The following is a 17,910-nucleotide window of genomic DNA, read 5'->3' on the forward strand; positions in this document are numbered from 1 at the left end:
ATGAAATATTAGAGCTATAGATTCCTTTATTTTTCAATGTTTTTATTAAATATATTAGATAGTCTTGCATTTTTATCTTTTAGTGCAATAATTGTACTTAATTGGTTTAATAGGGTTCAACTTCAAAGCAGAAGTATTTTTCTAAGGAGTTTATTATGACGCCCAGCACACCGTCGCGTATAAGCATAGGGGTAGATGTAGGTGGAACAAAAGTATTATGTGCAGCTTTCAATGCTAATAATGAACTGATTGCGCATTCTCAAGTTTCTACCAAGCAAGGTGAAGTAGAGATCGTCGATGAAGTGTGCAAACTTATTGCTGAAGTGATTAATCAAATTATCCTAAAATATGGCAATGATACTAAATTCGCTATAGGAATTGGTGTGCCTGGTTTAGTTAATCAAAATACTGGGCAAGTATCTGAATCAGTAAATTTGGGATCTCATAGTATAGATTTTAAGACTGAAATACGTAAACGTTTTGGATTGAATTCTGTAATAGATAATGATGTTAATGCCGCAGCATTCGGTGCATATCATTATTATGGTTCTGATTCTAGTAGTTTAGTGTTTTTGAATTTAGGTACTGGAGTTTCTGCGGGAATTATCATTAATGGCTCTATTTTCCATGGCTCCACTGGTGTGGCTGGAGAAATAGGTCATATAGTAGCTGATACACAGGGCAGGGATTGCCCATGTGGACAGCGTGGATGTGTAGAAACAATAATCTCTGGCACTGGTTTATCCAAACTTTGGCCAGCAAAGAATGAGTATCCTATTGCGTCTTTGCTGCGCAATGTTTCTACTAAAAATAACGAAGCTGAAAAAGTATGGAATAAGTTCATTTCCACCTTAGTTAGTGCACTACAGATTATTACAGTTACTTTTGATCCAGAGATTATTGTTATTGGCGGAGGAGTGAGTAAAACAGGAGCAATTTTATTAAAAAGCGTAAAAGAATATATTTGTAGACTTGAACAAAAATCGTCATTTTTGTCCTCACTAAAAATATCCGATCGTGTAGTGATTGCAGATCAAGAAGTGTTCTTTGGTGCGTTAGGAGCAGCTCTTATTGGCAGGCGCTACGACGATAAAGCAAAGGAGGAAAATTAAATATTTAAACCGTGGCGTAAAAGTATTATAAAAATCTCCGCATTGCATTCATGCTTCAGAAAACTACCTTTAACTATCTTTAAATTGGCAGATAATAACTGAATTAATGCAAGTGCGGAGATTCTTCTTATGCGATTAGCACTCTAGTTGCCAAAATCAACCTAGTTGCCAAAATCAATGTCGCCAAGCTTTTCAATAAGCTTCATGTTTTCGCTATAATCCACTGGGCAGGTTATAACATCAACGCCGCTTTCTTGTTCCAAAGCTTCTTTAAGCATGTTGTACAAGTCTTCTGGCTTTTGTACAACATGTCCTCTAGCGCCAAAGCTTTCTGCCAATTTTGGAACATTTGGATTAGTAAAATCAACGTATTCGTGTTCTCCAGCATGTAAGTCCATCTTCCACTTAATCAATCCATAAGCGTTGTCTTCCCAAACGAGAACAACCATTCTAGAACCCACGCGAACAGCAGTTTCAATCTCTTGAACATTCATCATAAAACTGCCGTCGCCCATAACAGCAAGAACAGGCTTTGTGTTGATTTTTCCACTACTATCTTTAATAAACGATGCTCCAACAGCTCCAGGCAAAGTCCAAGCCATTGTAGAAAGGCTGTTGTCTATAATGCAAGTATTTGGGTGCATTGTAGGGTAAAGCCTTGCCATCCACATTTTTAAAGCGCCTGTGTCTACAAGAACCTTGGTTCCTTCTGGAACAGCGCGCCTAGTGTCGTATACAACACGCTGTGGCTTCATAGGAATGCTGTTATCGTTTTCAAACGAATGCAGCTCGTCTGTAATCATTTGACGAATCTTTGGGTGAGTTACATCAAAAGTAATATTTCTATCTTTAAGAACATTTGTAAGAGTTTTAAGAGTCTGACCAATATCTGCCATAATGTTTAGTGCAGTAGGGTAGTGAGCGTCTGTATCTTCAACAAATGTGTTTATGTGAATAATCGTCTTGTCAATATTTGGATTAATCTTCTTAGGGTCAAACTGTTGTATAGAGAATCCAACAGCAATAATCAAATCTGCTGTATCGAAAGCAAAATTCTCATAATCCCTATGCATGAATCCGACCACGCCAAGAGCATTAGGGTGATTGTCTGGGAATACGCCTTTGCCTTCAAATGTTGTTGCAACTGGAACATTAAGCTGTTCTGCAAAAGCGCGTAGCTGGTCTTGAGCATGGCTTCGTGCAACACCGTTTCCTGCAAGAATAATCGGCGTTTTTGACTGGCTAATGATTTTAGCAGCTTCGTCAATAGTATCTGGAGCGGGAAGGATGTGCAGAGGTCTTGGAAGTGGAAGTGGCTTTGCGTCTTCTGGAACGCTCATTTCGCTAATGTCTTCTGGAATTACAAGGCAGGTGGCTCCTGGACGCTTTCTTTGAGCGATTGAGAAAGCTTTACGAACCATTTCTGGAGCAGTGCTTGGAGCTAACATCATCGAAGACCACTGAGTGATCGGTTGGAATAATGACACCAAATCAATGATTTGGTGAGATTCTTTATAAAGACGAGATACGTTTCCTTGAGCGCATATTGCAACAAGCGGGGTTGTGCTTGCGTTTGCCTGAGCCACTGGAAGAGTAAGATTTAATGCTCCAGGTCCAAGCGTTGCTAAGCACACGCCTGGCTTTCCCGTAATATGAGCATAAGTTGCGGCCATAAAACCTGCACCTTGCTCGTGGCGAGTAAGCACAAAGCGTATGTTTCCATTTCGTTCAATTGCTTCTAAAAGCGGAATATTTTCTTCGCCTGGGATTCCAAAAACAACTTCAACGCCTTCATTTACAAGGCATTCTACAATCAAATCTGCTGTGTTTCTTTTATGATTGTTTTGTTTTGTTTTCTGCAATTCTTCGTTTGCCATAATTGCGCTTCTCGCTTTTGCTTTAAGTTGTTTCAGCCTTTAAGCTTAAACTTCAAGACTTCTTTTCCATTTATAGTATAGTCTTCTACGACATGCGACCATTTTGCGCGTGTCATAAAAATGGGCGGATTTTTGCCTATTCGCTTTGTGGCAAAACTAAAGCTCTTTTAAGACAATATGCCTTGTTATTTCAACGATTTTGTCGGAAATTTTTGCCCCTTTGGATTGGGTTTCTTATACAATTGAACAAGTTGTGTATTTTTGTCACGGAGGAACGATGAGGCGTTGGCTTCTGAATTTGGTCAAGTGTGAAACCATCCTTATTGTGGCTGCCGTTTTAGCTGTTATTTCTTGCTTTTTTGTTCCACCAGACGCACAATATTTTGGCTACATTCATGTAAACACTATTTCTCAGCTTGTTTGCTTAATGATGGTTGTTTGCGGATTCCAGCGAATAGGCGTTTTTAGAAGTATTGGCGCGAATCTTCTTAGAAGAGTTAGGACTGAGCGCGGATTAGTTCTGGTTCTTATGTCTTTAACGTTTTTCTCGGCGATGCTTATAACTAATGATGTTGCTCTTGTAACTTTTGTTCCTTTTGCGATTTCTGTTTTGATGATGGCAAATGCAGAAAAGCATGCAATTCTTGTTGTGACTTTAATGACGATTGGTGCAAACGTTGGAAGTATGCTAACTCCTATTGGCAACGCGCACAATTTGTATCTTAAAGCGCTTACTAAAATGTCTACGGGCGATTTTCTTTCCATTATGGCTCCGTACACGCTTACTGCTGCGATTCTTATGATTGCGTTTGCGTTTGTGTTCTTTAGCTCTAGAAAAGTCGATCAATTTGAAGGCTTGCATGGTGATGACATTGAACAAAGTGTTTTGGCTCCGCACTCTAAATCACCTAAGCCAGATGAGATTCGCGTTATGGGTTATGGTGTTGGCTTTACTCAATGGCGAGTTATTGTTTATAGTCTTTTATTCGTTTTGTGCTTGTGTGGAGTAGCTGGCTGGATTCCAGACTGGATTATGGTTTTGGCAGTTGTTATTGCCTTTATTATTTGTGATTCTCACGTATTTCGCGCTCTAGATTGGGCTTTGCCTCTTACGTTTATAATGTTCTTTATTTTTATCGGGAACATGCGTAGGGTTCCAGGATTTACTGAGATCGCGCAAATGTGGGTTGGTTCTCATCCTATGGAAGTTTCTGTTGTATCTAGTCAGGTGATTAGCAACGTTCCAACTACTATCTTACTTTCAGGCTTCTGTGATCAGTGGAAGATGCTTATTATTGGTACTAATCTTGGCGGTATGGGAACGCTTATTGCGTCTATGGCATCTTTGATTTCATACAAGAGTATTACGCATAAGTACCCTCACCATAAGGGTCGTTATCTGCTTATGTACACAATTGTGAATCTTCTTTTCTTGGCTGTTTTGATTGGTTTAGCTTGGATTATTGAGTAGCGTCTTTCTGGTTTTTGCGTGGTTTTTGCATTGTGGGCGTGTCTTTTATTGCAATTATTGTGATTATTTTCACATATTTTTATGTTATTCTGCAATGAAATGCTAGTAAATTTCGGATTGTTTGCGATTTTGTTGTATTATTTTCTATTAAATTGCAATTATGCTTAATAATTTTCATTTTATTTAAAATATATACGAAAATCATCAAAAATTGAATATAACATTATAACAAATTTATGTCTTGGCTTATCCATTATTATGTCTTCTTGCACTAAGTTAAGTTTGGGCAAAAGACTTTTGGCATTAATTACATTTTCTCTCTTGTAATTTTGTAAATTATGCATGCCAAAATCAGCTCACATATTAATAAATAACATATAAGGAGAGAACTATGAACGGTGTTCTGTCTATACTGCTAGATGTTTTTAGACAACCATCTGTAATAGTTGCAATGATTTCTCTAATTGGTCTTGCAGTACAAGGCAAAAAGATTTCCGACATAGTACAAGGCTCTATTCGTACAATGATTGGTTTCTTAGTATTGGCAGCCGGATCTGGAGTGGTCACTGAAGCACTAAATCCTTTTGGGAGCATGTTCCAATATGCGTTCCATGTTCAAGGCGTAGTACCAAATAATGAAGCTATAATCGGTACAGTTCTTATGAAGTATGGGTCAGAAGCAGCATTAATCTTCTTCTTTGGAATGATTGTTAACATTGTTTTATCAATAACATCTAGATTTAAGTTCATTTACTTAACTGGTCACGTTGCATTCTATATGGCAAGTATGCTTGCAGTAATCTTCAATGTCGCAGGTTTTAATACTCTAACCGTTATTATTCTCGGATCATTCGCTCAAGGCTTACTTATTACGATTTCTCCAGCATTGGTTCAGTCATTTATGCGCACTGCTTCCGGCAAAGATGATGTTGCACTTGGACACCCTACGAGTAGTGGAGTTCTTATTGGAACTTTGATTGCAAAACTTACAGTTTCTAAAAAGCATCCGTCTAAGTCTACGGAAGATATTAAGTTCCCAGCTGCTCTTGGATTCTTAAAAGATACGACTGTTCTCATTGCACTTTCAATGGCAATTATCTACGCTGTTGTAGCACTTTTTGCTGGTCCGCAATATATTGAATCGCATTTATCTAATGGGCAAAACTTTATTGTGTTTGTTATTCTTAAGGCTGCAATGTTCTCTGCAGGCGTTTTCATTATTCTTGCAGGCGTACAGGTTGTTTTGGATGAGATTGTTCCAGCATTTAAAGGAATATCTGAAAAACTTGTTAAAAATGCTAAGCCTGCATTAGATGCTCCTATGACTTTTGGATTTGCTCCAAATGCTGTTCTTATTGGATTCTTGGCAAGCTTTACGGGCGGAATCGTTGGAATGGTTATTATGGCTTTGGCTGGAACAACAGTTGTTATTCCAGGAATTGTGGCGCACTTTATGGCTGGCGGTGTTACTGGCGTGTTTAGTAACGGTCAGGCTGGTAGAAGAGGCTGCGTTATAGGCGGTTTTGTTAATGGTATTGTTATTACATTCTTGCCGTTACTTCTTTTGCCTGTTTTGGGTAATCTTGGTTCTGCAAACTCCACTTATTCAGACGCTGATTTTGGTGTAACTGGAGTTTTTCTTGGTTACACGAATATTGCAGGAGGCAAAATCGTAAGTATTATTGCAGTTGTAATATCTTATGTTCTTTTCTACGCGTCTTCAATATTGTTGACTCGCAGAGAAAATAGTAAAGTCAAATATGCAATTGAAAACTAATACAATTGTGAAGAGTTATCGTAGAAATTAAACTTAAATCACAATTAAAAATAGAAACGATAAGTCTAAAAGGTTATAATCTTGAATTTGCGATTAAATAGCAACTTTAATCAATAATTTAAGATTGTAGCCTTTTTCAGTATAGGCACGCCCTAAACGTATATTGGCATAATATACTGATACTATGTAATTGTTGTGTATTTGAAAGCAGATTTGTAAAAATTTTCTTAAAAGCTTCATTTTTTTTAAGATTTTTTTTTTAATAGCTTTTAAAGGAAATTTACTATTTGGAGAGTGGATTGTGACCGAAGGTGTACCTAAATATATTGCCGTGCGAGACAATCTTAGGAAACGCATTGACTTAATGGAGCCAGACGAACAGCTTCCTCCAGAAGTAGAATTGTGTAAGCAATACAACGTTAGTCGAATTACTCTTAGACATGCAGTTGACAATCTGATCTTGGAAGGTCTGCTTATAAGAATACAAGGCAAAGGAACTTTTAGAGCAAGAGATGTTATTCACAGTGTTAACCGTGAAGTTATATCAGACCAGGTTCAAGGCTTTTACCAGAATTATTCTGAAAGCAAAGAACATATACGAATCAAAGTTATCCAAAACGATGTAGTTAAAGATGAATCTGCTGCTTATAAGCTTGGTCTAGATGAGTCAATTGATCTGATTTGTGTTAAACGATTAAAGTATGTTGATGACGTTTTGTCTAATTACAGTGTAGTTTATCTTGAAGCTTCAAGATTTCCAAAAGTTTTGACTCATGATTTTACGAAGAAATCTTTAGCAGAGTTTCTAGAAAGCGATTACGCTGTAAAGCTTTGTGAAAATGATTTGTCTGTTCATGTTGAGCAACTATGTGGAACCATGGCAAAAGTTTTACAGGTTGAAGATCAAACTCCAGCTCTCGCAGTTGAATCCATTGTTAAGGACTCTTTTGGTTCAATAATAGCCTTTGGTGCTGCTGTTTATACACCAAAGTATGGAGATATTCAATTCAAAATGCATATTAACGTTTGATATTACTTTATTTATTCTTGAACTATTCTTGTTTTTCTATATAAAAATGTTCTAGTATACAGAAAATCTCCGTTACCAAATGTACACAAATGATAACGGAGATTTTTCAAACTCTAATTAAGATCGCAATCTAATGCGATTATTTTAAAGAGCGTTGATTGCCAAAGCAAGACCAGACTTACGGTTTGCAGCCTGATTCTTATGAATCACACCACGACCTGCAGCCTTGTCAAGCTTCTTAGCAGCCACTGCGAATGCAGCTTCAGCTGCAGCCTTATCACCAGCAGCGATGGCTTCACGAGTAGCGCGGATAGCAGTCTTCAAAGCAGACTTCACTGCCACGTTACGCTTGTGTGCCTTCTCATTGGTGAGCACGCGCTTTTTCTGCGACTTAATGTTTGCCACTATTACTCCAAACGACGTTTGCTATATCAAGGACATACAAAGGGTAAGCATAGCATGATTCTTGGATAAAACCACTAATTTTCACGAATATTAACCACCATAATGCTTACTGTATGTATTAAATGTAATTAAGTGCATAACTTGCTGTTCTTATCTTCTTGGACTAGGGTAGTCAAGTTGCTACCATTAATGAGTTACAGTGCTTGATGCACATTATATATTCATTGTGTCTTAAAAGGAGATATTTGCTTTGATTACACCGCATAACCAGCCAGGATTTACGGATCAATCGTTGATACGCAATTTCTGCATTATTGCGCATATAGATCACGGCAAGTCTACTGTAGCGGATCGCATTTTGCAGCTTTCAGGAATTGTGCCAGAACGCGAGATGCGAGACCGATTCTTGGACCGCATGGATATTGAGCAAGAGCGCGGAATTACTATTAAATCGCAGGCTGTTCGCGTGCCGTGGGTTTTTGACGGCAAAGAGTACTCGCTTGGCATGATTGATACTCCTGGTCACGTCGATTTTACTTACGAAGTTTCGCGTGCGCTCGCAGCGTGCGAAGGCGCGGTTTTGCTTGTGGACGCCACTCAAGGTATTGAAGCGCAGACGCTTTCCAATCTTTATATGGCAATCGAACACGATTTAACGATTATTCCTGTATTAAACAAAATCGATTTGCCTAGTGCGGAGCCAGACAAGCATGCTGAAGAAATAGCTGGATTAATTGGTTGCAAACCTAACGAAGTTTTACGTGTTTCTGGAAAAACTGGCGAAGGTGTAAAAGATCTTCTCGACCAAATCGTGTTGGAAGTGCCAGCTCCTAGTGGAAATCCTAATGGTGCCGCTCGCGCGCTTATTTTTGACTCCGTCTACGATTCTTATCGCGGAATCGTAACCTATATTCGTATGGTTGATGGCGAGCTTAAGTCGCGTGAAAAATTGCATATGATGGGTATTGGCATGACGCACGATCCTATTGAAATCGGCGTTATTAGCCCAGATATGACTCCAACTAAGGCGCTTGGAGCTGGAGAAGTTGGTTATGTAATTACGGGTGCAAAAGATGTTAGCCAATCTAAAGTTGGCGACACTATTACTAGCGCCGTAAATCCTGCATCCGAGCCTTTGGAGGGCTACAGAGACCCTAAGCCTATGGTTTACGCAGGCTTATTCCCAATTGATAACGCGCAATTCCCAGAGCTTCGAGATGCTCTCGACAAGTTAAAACTTAACGATGCTGCTCTTATTTACGAGCCAGAAACGTCTGTTGCATTGGGATTTGGTTTCCGTTGCGGATTCTTGGGACTGTTGCATATGGAGATTGTTTCCGAGCGCTTAAGTCGCGAGTTTGGCTTGGATCTTATTTCAACTGCTCCAAACGTAACTTACGATGTTACAAGCGAAGACGGCACAGAGCATCATGTGACTAATCCTAGCGAGTTTCCAGAAGGCAAAATCAAGCGCATTATTGAGCCAATGGTTGCTGCCGACATTATTGCGCCTAAAGATTTTATTGGCGCGATTATGGACTTGTGCCAAGATCATCGTGGGGAAATGGGCACAATGGAATACATTAGTGCAGACCGCGTGGAAATGCATTACCGGATTCCTCTTGCGGAAATCGTTTTTGACTTCTTCGATCAGCTTAAAAGCCGCACAAAGGGTTATGCTTCTCTTGACTACCACGAAGATGGCGAGCAAGCTGCAGATTTAGTGAAGGTTGATATTCTTATTCAGGGAGATAAGGTTGATGCCTTTAGTGCAATCGTGCATCGCGATAAGGCTTATTCTTACGGCGTTATGATGACTAAGAAGCTTCGCGGACTTATTCCTCGCCAACAGTTTGAGATTCCAATTCAGGCTGCAATCGGTTCTAGAATTATTGCGCGCGAAACTATTAGTGCGCTTAGAAAAGACGTGCTTGCTAAATGCTACGGCGGCGATATTACGCGTAAGCGTAAGCTTCTTGAAAAGCAGAAGGCTGGTAAGAAGCGCATGAAGATGCTTGGACATGTTGAAGTTCCACAAGAAGCCTTTGTTGCGGCTTTGGCTACGGATGATGGCGCAAATGATAGAGACACTAAAGATAAGATTCGTGCAGCGCAAAAGTCTGAAGGCTGAGGATTATATTGAATTTTGAATCGAACAAGCCTAGTGAAGATTCGCGTTCATTCATGCCTTTTGAAGTGTATGTGCACGTGCCATTTTGCTTGCGTCGATGCGGTTATTGCGATTTTAATACCTATACTGCTCGCGATTTGGGCGAAGGCGCGAGTCGTGAAGGGTATGCGGATGTTGCGATTCGCGAGATGCGTCTTGTAAAAAAGTGGCAGGAGTATCACGGGATTTTTGAGCCTAAAGCGCAATCTGTTTTCTTCGGCGGCGGAACTCCGACTGTTCTTAAAGCGCAAGATTTAGTGCGAATTTTGCAAGAAATACGTAATTTGTGGGGCATTATGTCTGGGGCGGAAGTCACTACGGAAGCAAACCCAGACACTGCAGATGAGTCTTATATTGAGACGCTTGCAGAAGGCGGATTTACACGAATATCTTTTGGAATGCAATCTGCTGTGCCGCATGTGTTAAAAACGCTTGACCGAACGCATACTCCAGAAAACGTAGAGCGCGGAGTAAATGCGGCGAATGCTTGTGGCTTGCGCTCAAGTGTTGACTTGATTTATGGAGCTCCATGGGAGAGTTTAGACGATTGGCGAAAGTCGGTAGAAATGGCTTTAAGCCTAGGAGTTAACCATATTTCTGCATACGCGCTAACGGTAGAGCCGCGTACAAAAATGGGTCGCCAGATTGCTGCTGGCACAATTCAAGCGCCAGATGACGATGATGAAGCCGCGAAATACGAGTTGGCAGATAGTCTTTTTAGTTCTGCTGGCTTAGAATGGTATGAGATTTCTAATTGGTCGCGCCCTGGTTTTGAGTCTCAACATAATCTTGGATATTGGAAGAACATTGATTGGGCAGGAATTGGCCCAGGTGCTCATTCTCACTACAATTCGGCGAGTGGCCTTAGCAAACAAAGCATGGATGATTGTGCTGTTTTGGCGGATTCAAGCAAGTTTTATAATCTTAGATCTTGGGATATTTTGCATCCAAAACGTTGGGCGCAGGCGATTAATGTAGGAAATGTGCCTTGGCAAAACTACGAGTGCATAAATAGTGAAGATGCGTTGATTGAAGAAGTAATGCTTGGGTTGCGCATTAAGGAAGGTCTTAGTATTGATGAATTGTGCACAAAGATGCGTAAAGCCAATCGCGAATTTGACGATTCTTATTTGCAAAAAGTGTTAATCGAAGTGTGTAAGGAAGGTTTGGCAGTGTTGCATGAAAATCGTATTATTGCCACTCGAAAAGGGCGTTTATTAAACGATTTATTAGTCGAAAGAATTGTTGACGCGTGCCAAAATGGCTTAGTTATGCGTTAAAATGATTCATATTGTGTGAAAATTCAATGCAGAAAGGAATCAATCATGGCAAACCGCAAAGAACGTCGTGCAAAAGCCAGGCAGAATCGTAGGGGAATTCCGTCTCAATACGATCAAACGAATGGCCGCGGTCGCGGTGGAATGATTGACGAATACAATTTGCAAGAACATTCAAGAAGACTTCAAGAAAATGGCGTTGACGGTTGGAAGCCATCTTCTAGCGTTACAGAACAAGAGGAACAGTTAACTCGTAATATTAAGCGAGCTAAGGCTGGAGATGATACTTGGAATACTGTTCGCAAGGTTATTGGTGTGTGCTCTTGGGCTGTTCTTTTGCTTTCTGCATTCGCATTCTTGGTGATTATGTGGCTTCCGAGCCAACCAATGGTGCTTGTTATAACTGTTGCAGTGTTGTTTGCTTTGGGCGTGTTTGGTCTGTTCTTTAGCTTTAGCAACTCTAAGCAAAATCCGCGACTCGATCAGCACGGCACAGCGCTTTAGTTAGATTTGGGTCGATTTAGGTTTGTTTATAAATAAATAAAACTGTTTTCAATAATCAAGGCGAGTACTTTGTTAATACAATGTGCTCGCCTAGTTGTTTTACACGCTTTTATCTATGCAAATCCTGCAAAATGATCATGCAAATTCTAGTTAAATCATGCAGAATAAATTTTTTTGACTAGTAAGTATTAATTAGTAAAACTTATAGTTTGTTTGAGTAATTTTCTTCTATAATCATTCGACAACTAAAAATATTTAAAATGATTATAACAATATTGCGCATGTTTTTTAGATTAAATCAGTAATTTTCATAAAATTTTCTAAGATATTTAAAGAAAATCAACAGTTCTTTCTTAGCTTTTTATAAGGGTAAATCATATAAGCTACGAGATTGTACTTATTGTACCTATTTTGTAACAGACAATTTCATAATGACAAGTGTTCAATGAGGAAGGTAGTCGATGACATTTATTTCTCGCGCAATACGCTACGTTTTGAGAAAAAGAGTGAAATCAGCAATAGTGTTTGTAATATTAGCATTAATTTCAACGCTTCTGCTGTCATCTTCTGCAGTTGCGATTGCTGCAGAAAAAGAAGGCAAAAAGGTAGAAGAACAGGCAGAATCTAGTTTTGTTTTAGCAAATAATCCGCAAGTAAATCCTGGAACTCCTAGGGGAGCAGGAACTGTTAAGCCAAGTGATGTTAAAAAAATCGCGTCACTAAAAAACGTTGATTCTTATGTTTTGCGTCAAAATGTTACTGCTGATTTAGTTGACGCAAAAGCAGCTAGAATCAAAGGTGTTCAAGATTACGATGCTCGTAGAGAAAAGCAATTCGGCAACGCTGTAAACCTAGAGGGAACAAACTCTTCTAAGGGCTTAAATGCGTTTAAAACAAAATCAATCCACATGGTTAAAGGAAGAGCTTTGCAAGAATCAGATGAGCATGCTTCCTTAATTCACGAAGATTTAGCAAAACTAAATGGCTTAAAATTAGGCGATTCATTAACACTTAAAGCAAACCCGTTTGACGCTGATAATCTTAACCATTCTACGGAGCAAGTAAAAACACGCATAGTTGGAATTTATGGCGGAGCTAACAATCGCCCAGTTGCAACGCGCGCGGAATTAACTGCAAACACTGTGTATACAGATTTAAAAACAACTAGAGAACTTTACAAATATAAGCCTGGAAAAGAAATATACCAGGACGCAAGTTTTAAGGTTAAAAAAGGATCGGACGCAGATTCTGTGATTGAAGAAGCGTCTAAGCTGCCGATTGATTTGCAAAATTATCAGATTACTCGAGATGATCAATTCGTACAAGGCATGATTGGAGCAGCAAAAGGCGTAAAATCCATGATGAACATAACAGTTATTGCAGTAAGCGCGTTTGCTGTAATTGCTTTAGGATTAGTGCTTATTCTTTGGATTAATGAGCGTAGAAGAGAAATTGGTGTTCTAACTTCAATTGGTGTTGGAAAGGCGTCACTTGTATTGCAGCAGATTTCTGAGCTTGTGATACTTGCTATTCCAGCCATTGCAATAGGTTACGGTTTTGCGAGCGCAATATCTCCTTGGATTAGTGATTGCGCATTAGGCTCAGTAAAAAATTCTGCCGCGCAGCAGCTTAGTTCGATGGGTCAAGCTGGAGGAAATCTAGAATCGAGCATGGCAACGAGAACATTAGATAAGATTGCTGTTCAAGTTAACACAGAATGTTTAATTCAATCGTCATTAATTGTTCTGATGGTTATTATTGTGGCAGTTGCGTTGTCTTATCTTCCTATTTTGCGAAAGTCTCCTAGGGATTTGCTTGGCATGCAAAAGTAGTTGGCTGCAAAAGTAGGTGGTAAAATGACTCAAATTATAAAAAGAGCTTGGCTAGCTATAGTTAGAAAACCAAGGCGCAGTGCTATTTTAGCTTTGATTATTACGGTTGTTCTTAGTGCGCTTATTTGCCAGAGTGGAGTTATTGCTTCTGTAAAAAATCTTGAGAATCAAATAGCTTCTAATATTGGCTTAGGTTTTAGCGTTTATGCAAAAACGCAGGGAGAGACTTTGCCAGAGTCTGATTCTTCCAGTGATTCTGCTAATCAATCACAGCAAGATATTCCTCAAGATTTGCAAAAAAACGAAGGAATTTCCGAAAGTCTTATTGCAAAATTTAAAAAGATTAGTGGAATAAAAACTATTGCAGAAGAAAAAGATGTTTTAGCAAATCCTGTTAACGCTAAGATTGTAGCGCCAATAAATGGTCCGCGTTTAGACAATGATGGAATGTTTTCGCTTGTTTCAATAACGGGAACAACTAAATCACAGTTATCACAAGGTTTTCAAGAAGGATTATATAAGCTTGAGGAAGGCAATCATATTGATTCTTCTGCAGCTGGCGACTTTAAGCGTTCAAAATCTGCAATAATTCACAAGTCTTTTGCTAAGCAAAATAATCTTAAACTCGGATCTGTTTTAAAACTAAAACAGGGTGGCAAAAGCATTAATCTTAAGATTGTTGGAATTTTTTCTGGAAAGATGCAAACAAAGGGTGCGTTGCCGTCGGACTCTACCGAAAATCACGTAATAACTGATTTAGAATCCGCTCTTTACTTGTCTGGAAGTAAAAATCGCAGTTCTATAAAGTGTGTTATGCAAAATTCAAATAATCTAGAAAAAGCTTTAGAAGAAGCCAATAAAATAGCTAAAAACGATGGCGATGGCATGCTTTCTGTAGAAAATAATGCGCAAAGATTTGCCTCTGTTCTTCAATCTGTAAAAACAGTTAAGCAACTAGTAACAATGATTTTAATGTGTCTTGCAGCAGTTGGAATCATACTGCTTGGTTTAGTTCTTGTATTTTGGGTACGAGGAAGGATTCACGAAGTTGGCGTTCTAATGTCAATTGGTATGAACAAGTCTGTAATAGCTTTGCAAATGATTATAGAAGTTTTTATAATAACAGCCTTCTGCTCAGTTGCATCAATTCTAATTGGGTCTGCAATATCTTCAAGTGTAGGATCAATGCTATTGGCTAATGTCTCAAATAGTACAATTTCTGACTTAAGCATTTCTTGGATTCCAAATAAACAAACATTTTTTGCTATTCTTATAGGATTTGCTATAGCGTTTGTATCTCTATGCATTGCTCTTGCGCCAATAATGTTTAAAAAGCCTCGTTTTGTATTGAACTCAATGAGCTGAGGTGATTTTCTTAGATAATTAAGATGAATCAATTAGAAGATTGGATTTAACTGGATTTTATTAAGAATAAGATTCGGATTCTGATAGAAAATTAAAAATTTACAAGTATCAAATATTAAGTATTAAATATTAAATTTAGAAAATATTGGAGTTTTATTATGACTACTTTATTAAAACTTAACAACGTTGATTATTCTTATGGTGCAACTAATATTCCTGTTCTTAAAAACGTTAATGTTGATTTTGAATCTGGAAAAATATACAGTATTACAGGTCAATCTGGAGCTGGAAAATCAACTATGCTATCTCTTCTAGCAGGATTAGATACTCCAACAAAAGGAACAGTATTGTTTGATGGACAAGATATTTCCAAGAATGGTGGATATTCTAATCATCGCAAGAATCATGTGTCTTTAGTTTTTCAGAATTTCAATTTAATCGACTATTTGACTCCTGTAGAAAACTTGCGTCTTGTTAATTCAAATGCTGATTCCAAGATTCTTAAAGAACTGGGACTTAGCGAAGACGAGTCAACTAGAAATATAACAAAGCTTTCTGGCGGACAGCAGCAGCGAGTGGCTATTGCGCGAGCGCTTGTATCTTCTGCTCCTGTTATTCTTGCCGATGAGCCAACAGGTAGCTTGGATCCAAATACAACACAAGAAGTTATATCAATCTTAAAAGACGCAGCTCATAAACATGGAAAATGTGTAATTGTTGTAACGCATTCGAGCGATGTGGCTGCTGCTGCAGACATAAAATATGTTCTCAAAAACAAACAGTTAACAAAAAAATAATATAAAAGACTAATTATCAACAATTTTTCCGTGCTTCTGCGTAAAGTAAAACCTGTGCGTAACCTTTGCGCAGAAGTTGCGTATTAGTGCATACACGGGGAGGTTGTTGTGGCTGAAGTGTCAGATTCTAAGCCTATTGTGGCGGTTGTTATGGGGTCTTCAAGTGATTGGGAAACCATGCGTCATGCCTGCGAAATCCTAGAAAGATTCAGAGTGCCGTATATGAAAAAAGTTATTTCTGCACATCGCACTCCAGAACTTATGGCAGATTTTGCTCACAGTGCTAGAAAAAATGGTTTTCGCGTAATTATTGCTGGCGCTGGTGGAGCGGCACACTTACCAGGTATGATTGCTGCTCAAACAACTCTTCCAGTTGTTGGTGTTCCTGTAAAATCCCATGCTCTTTCGGGCTGGGATTCTTTGCTTTCTATAGTGCAAATGCCTGGTGGTATTCCTGTTGCTACAACAGCTGTGGGTAACTCGGGTGCTACAAATGCTGGTTTGCTTGCAGTAAGCATGTTGAGCACAACAGATAATCGTCTTGCAGACGAACTTGAAGATTACCGTCAAGAATTAAAAGAGAAGGTTGAGGAATCTAATGCCGAGCTTATCTGAAGTCACTAATGGTGCTGTAGAGCGTTTGATGCCAGGAGCCACTATTGGAATTATTGGCGGCGGTCAATTGGGACGCATGATGGCTATTGCAGCCAGACATATGGGATTCCGCATAGGAGTTTTAGATCCAACGCTTGATTGCCCAGTATTTCAGGTTGCAGATTTGCAGGTTGAGGCAAATTATGATGATCCTGAAGGTTTGCGCGAGCTTGCTGAACGTTGTGATGTTCTTACATACGAGTTTGAAAATGTTAACGCCGATGCGTTAGATAAAGTTCGTCATTTAACTGCTATTCCTCAGGGCACAGATTTATTGCGTGTTACGCAAGATCGTGTTTGTGAAAAAGAGTTTATTAATAAACATGGTATTGAGACTGCTAAATGGCGTGAAGTCAATAATCTTGACGATTTAGATGCAGCAATCGAAGAAATTGGTTTGCCTGCTATTCTTAAGACTCGTCGTGGTGGTTATGATGGTCATGGTCAGGATGTTCTTCGCACTGAAGAAGATGTTGCTAATATTCATCACCGTTCCGATAGGGGAGGAAAATTCCCTCCGTCAATTCTTGAAGGTTTTGTAGATTTTGCTTTTGAAGCCTCAATTCTTGTTTCTGGCAATGGTAATGATTTTGTGACTTATCCTCTTGTAAAAAACGTTCATCATAATAGCATTCTTCATATGACTCTCGCACCTGCAGTGGTGGATTCTATAGTAGAAGAGACCGCACACGATTTAGCGCTTCGACTTGCTAAAGGTTTTGAGCTTGCTGGCACGCTTGGTATTGAGTTATTTATTACTAAAGATAATCGTGTAGTAGTAAACGAGCTTGCTCCTCGCCCTCATAATTCTGGTCATTACACGATTGAAGCTTGCGATATGGATCAGTTTGAAGCACATATTCGCGGTATTGTTGGATGGCCTTTAAAAAAGCCTAAGCTGCTTTCTCCTGCAGTTATGGTTAATGTTCTTGGTCAACATGTTGCTCCTACTCGTTCGCTTATATTAGAGCATCCAGAATGGCATGTGCACGATTACGGCAAAGCTGAGGTTCGTAAGAATCGCAAAATGGGTCATATTACTGTTTTGTGTGATGACCCAGTTAAAGAAGCTGCAGAATTAGATGCTACTGGGTGTTGGGATGACGAGCTTGATTAAAAGATTTAGTATTAGTCTTAAAATTTAAATAGTTATAGTTTGTTGGACTAGTATTAGATTTTTTAATAGTTTGAAAGGTAAAAGGTTAAATAATGGTTGGTGAGCCAGTACGCAGAAACACTAAGCAAAAAGAAACTGTTCTTGAACATTTAAGAGCTTCACGTAATTTTGTTTCTGCACAGAATCTGCATCGCGCGCTTGTGGAAGATGGCGAGATCATTGGTTTAGCCACAGTGTATCGTCAGCTTAATATGCTTGCACAAAGTGGCGATGTTGATACTGTTCGTTTTAATGGACAGCAACTGTTTCGCATTTGCGATGAGAATACTCATCACCACCATCTTGTGTGTGAAAAGTGTGGTAAAACCGTTGATATAGAGCCTCCTGATGATGAGGGTTGGATTCACAAGATCGCCGAATCTCATGGGTATACGGTTATAGATCACACTTTGGAAGTGTTTGGATTATGCCCAGACTGTAATCAGAGTGTAGATTGATTGCAAACTCATTAATCACTCTAAT

At 39.1% G+C, this 17,910-nt stretch carries 15 protein-coding genes; 13 read left to right on the top strand and 2 right to left on the bottom strand.

The genetic code is table 11. From position 1 onward, the window contains the following. Positions 1 to 155 precede the first annotated feature (155 nt). On the top strand, positions 156 to 1,112 hold the full coding sequence (locus ACJV45_RS02670) for an ROK family protein (RefSeq protein WP_419397594.1): 957 nt from the start codon (positions 156 to 158) through the stop codon (positions 1,110 to 1,112). Between the two features lie 161 nt (positions 1,113 to 1,273). Here ACJV45_RS02670 and ACJV45_RS02675 read toward each other — a convergent pair whose 3' ends face one another. After that, positions 1,274 to 2,989 (bottom strand): acetolactate synthase large subunit, encoded by a 1,716-nt coding sequence (locus ACJV45_RS02675; protein WP_419397595.1) that lies wholly within the window; start codon positions 2,987 to 2,989, stop codon positions 1,274 to 1,276. Positions 2,990 to 3,266: 277 nt separating this feature from the next. Between ACJV45_RS02675 and ACJV45_RS02680 the strand changes: the two genes are divergently transcribed. From ACJV45_RS02680 to ACJV45_RS02690, 3 genes are all read left to right on the top strand, one after another. Next, entirely contained in the window at positions 3,267 to 4,460 is a 1,194-nt protein-coding gene (locus ACJV45_RS02680; RefSeq protein ID WP_004120774.1) for an SLC13 family permease, read from the top strand. 391 nt (positions 4,461 to 4,851) lie between these two features. After that, positions 4,852 to 6,237 carry a PTS ascorbate transporter subunit IIC gene (locus tag ACJV45_RS02685; RefSeq protein WP_004120773.1) on the top strand — a complete coding sequence of 462 codons (1,386 nt, stop codon included), beginning with the start codon at positions 4,852 to 4,854 and terminating at the stop codon, positions 6,235 to 6,237. Between the two features lie 301 nt (positions 6,238 to 6,538). Further along, complete coding sequence (locus ACJV45_RS02690; RefSeq protein WP_353582812.1) at positions 6,539 to 7,267, top strand: GntR family transcriptional regulator; 729 nt, start codon at positions 6,539 to 6,541, stop codon at positions 7,265 to 7,267. 144 nt (positions 7,268 to 7,411) lie between these two features. Here ACJV45_RS02690 and rpsT read toward each other — a convergent pair whose 3' ends face one another. Then, entirely contained in the window at positions 7,412 to 7,672 is a 261-nt protein-coding gene (gene rpsT, locus ACJV45_RS02695) for a 30S ribosomal protein S20 (protein ID WP_004113577.1), read from the bottom strand. 250 nt (positions 7,673 to 7,922) lie between these two features. Between rpsT and lepA the strand changes: the two genes are divergently transcribed. From lepA to ACJV45_RS02740, 9 genes are all read left to right on the top strand, one after another. Next, positions 7,923 to 9,803: a translation elongation factor 4 gene (gene lepA / locus ACJV45_RS02700; RefSeq protein ID WP_004120758.1), complete on the top strand. Its 1,881-nt coding sequence runs from the start codon at positions 7,923 to 7,925 to the stop codon at positions 9,801 to 9,803. 53 nt (positions 9,804 to 9,856) lie between these two features. Then, the gene (gene hemW, locus ACJV45_RS02705; protein WP_419397688.1) at positions 9,857 to 11,122 is read left to right on the top strand and encodes a radical SAM family heme chaperone HemW; all 1,266 of its coding nucleotides are present in this window, start codon (positions 9,857 to 9,859) and stop codon (positions 11,120 to 11,122) included. A 45-nt stretch (positions 11,123 to 11,167) separates the two neighbouring features. Further along, positions 11,168 to 11,623, top strand: coding sequence for a tripartite tricarboxylate transporter TctB family protein (locus ACJV45_RS02710; RefSeq protein ID WP_004120751.1), 456 nt, complete (start codon positions 11,168 to 11,170; stop codon positions 11,621 to 11,623). Between the two features lie 461 nt (positions 11,624 to 12,084). Then, positions 12,085 to 13,455 carry an ABC transporter permease gene (locus tag ACJV45_RS02715; protein ID WP_004126031.1) on the top strand — a complete coding sequence of 457 codons (1,371 nt, stop codon included), beginning with the start codon at positions 12,085 to 12,087 and terminating at the stop codon, positions 13,453 to 13,455. Between the two features lie 24 nt (positions 13,456 to 13,479). Beyond that, complete coding sequence (locus tag ACJV45_RS02720; protein WP_419397596.1) at positions 13,480 to 14,820, top strand: ABC transporter permease; 1,341 nt, start codon at positions 13,480 to 13,482, stop codon at positions 14,818 to 14,820. 158 nt (positions 14,821 to 14,978) lie between these two features. Next, complete coding sequence (locus ACJV45_RS02725; RefSeq protein WP_004120734.1) at positions 14,979 to 15,617, top strand: ABC transporter ATP-binding protein; 639 nt, start codon at positions 14,979 to 14,981, stop codon at positions 15,615 to 15,617. 150 nt (positions 15,618 to 15,767) lie between these two features. Then, complete coding sequence (gene purE / locus ACJV45_RS02730; RefSeq protein WP_217430555.1) at positions 15,768 to 16,232, top strand: 5-(carboxyamino)imidazole ribonucleotide mutase; 465 nt, start codon at positions 15,768 to 15,770, stop codon at positions 16,230 to 16,232. Next, positions 16,216 to 17,388: a 5-(carboxyamino)imidazole ribonucleotide synthase gene (gene purK, locus ACJV45_RS02735; RefSeq protein ID WP_004120730.1), complete on the top strand. Its 1,173-nt coding sequence runs from the start codon at positions 16,216 to 16,218 to the stop codon at positions 17,386 to 17,388. The genes purE and purK overlap by 17 nt, the downstream gene beginning before the upstream one ends. Positions 17,389 to 17,480: 92 nt before the next feature. Next, entirely contained in the window at positions 17,481 to 17,885 is a 405-nt protein-coding gene (locus ACJV45_RS02740) for a Fur family transcriptional regulator (RefSeq protein WP_004120727.1), read from the top strand. Positions 17,886 to 17,910: the final 25 nt, after the last annotated feature.

It is taken from the genome of Gardnerella lacydonensis (assembly GCF_048545055.1).
Lineage (GTDB): Bacteria > Actinomycetota > Actinomycetes > Actinomycetales > Bifidobacteriaceae > Bifidobacterium > Bifidobacterium vaginale_C.

Excerpts from the sequence above, each read along its gene's own strand:
- ACJV45_RS02670 (WP_419397594.1), top strand. The coding sequence starts at position 156 with ATGACGCCCAGCACACCGTCGCGTATAAGCATAGGGGTAGATGTAGGT.
- ACJV45_RS02675 (WP_419397595.1), bottom strand. The coding sequence starts at position 2,989 with ATGGCAAACGAAGAATTGCAGAAAACAAAACAAAACAATCATAAAAGA.
- ACJV45_RS02680 (WP_004120774.1), top strand. The coding sequence starts at position 3,267 with ATGAGGCGTTGGCTTCTGAATTTGGTCAAGTGTGAAACCATCCTTATT.
- ACJV45_RS02685 (WP_004120773.1), top strand. The coding sequence starts at position 4,852 with ATGAACGGTGTTCTGTCTATACTGCTAGATGTTTTTAGACAACCATCT.
- hemW (WP_419397688.1), top strand. The coding sequence starts at position 9,857 with ATGCCTTTTGAAGTGTATGTGCACGTGCCATTTTGCTTGCGTCGATGC.
- ACJV45_RS02710 (WP_004120751.1), top strand. The coding sequence starts at position 11,168 with ATGGCAAACCGCAAAGAACGTCGTGCAAAAGCCAGGCAGAATCGTAGG.
- ACJV45_RS02715 (WP_004126031.1), top strand. The coding sequence starts at position 12,085 with ATGACATTTATTTCTCGCGCAATACGCTACGTTTTGAGAAAAAGAGTG.
- ACJV45_RS02720 (WP_419397596.1), top strand. The coding sequence starts at position 13,480 with ATGACTCAAATTATAAAAAGAGCTTGGCTAGCTATAGTTAGAAAACCA.
- ACJV45_RS02725 (WP_004120734.1), top strand. The coding sequence starts at position 14,979 with ATGACTACTTTATTAAAACTTAACAACGTTGATTATTCTTATGGTGCA.
- purE (WP_217430555.1), top strand. The coding sequence starts at position 15,768 with ATGGGGTCTTCAAGTGATTGGGAAACCATGCGTCATGCCTGCGAAATC.
- purK (WP_004120730.1), top strand. The coding sequence starts at position 16,216 with ATGCCGAGCTTATCTGAAGTCACTAATGGTGCTGTAGAGCGTTTGATG.
- ACJV45_RS02740 (WP_004120727.1), top strand. The coding sequence starts at position 17,481 with ATGGTTGGTGAGCCAGTACGCAGAAACACTAAGCAAAAAGAAACTGTT.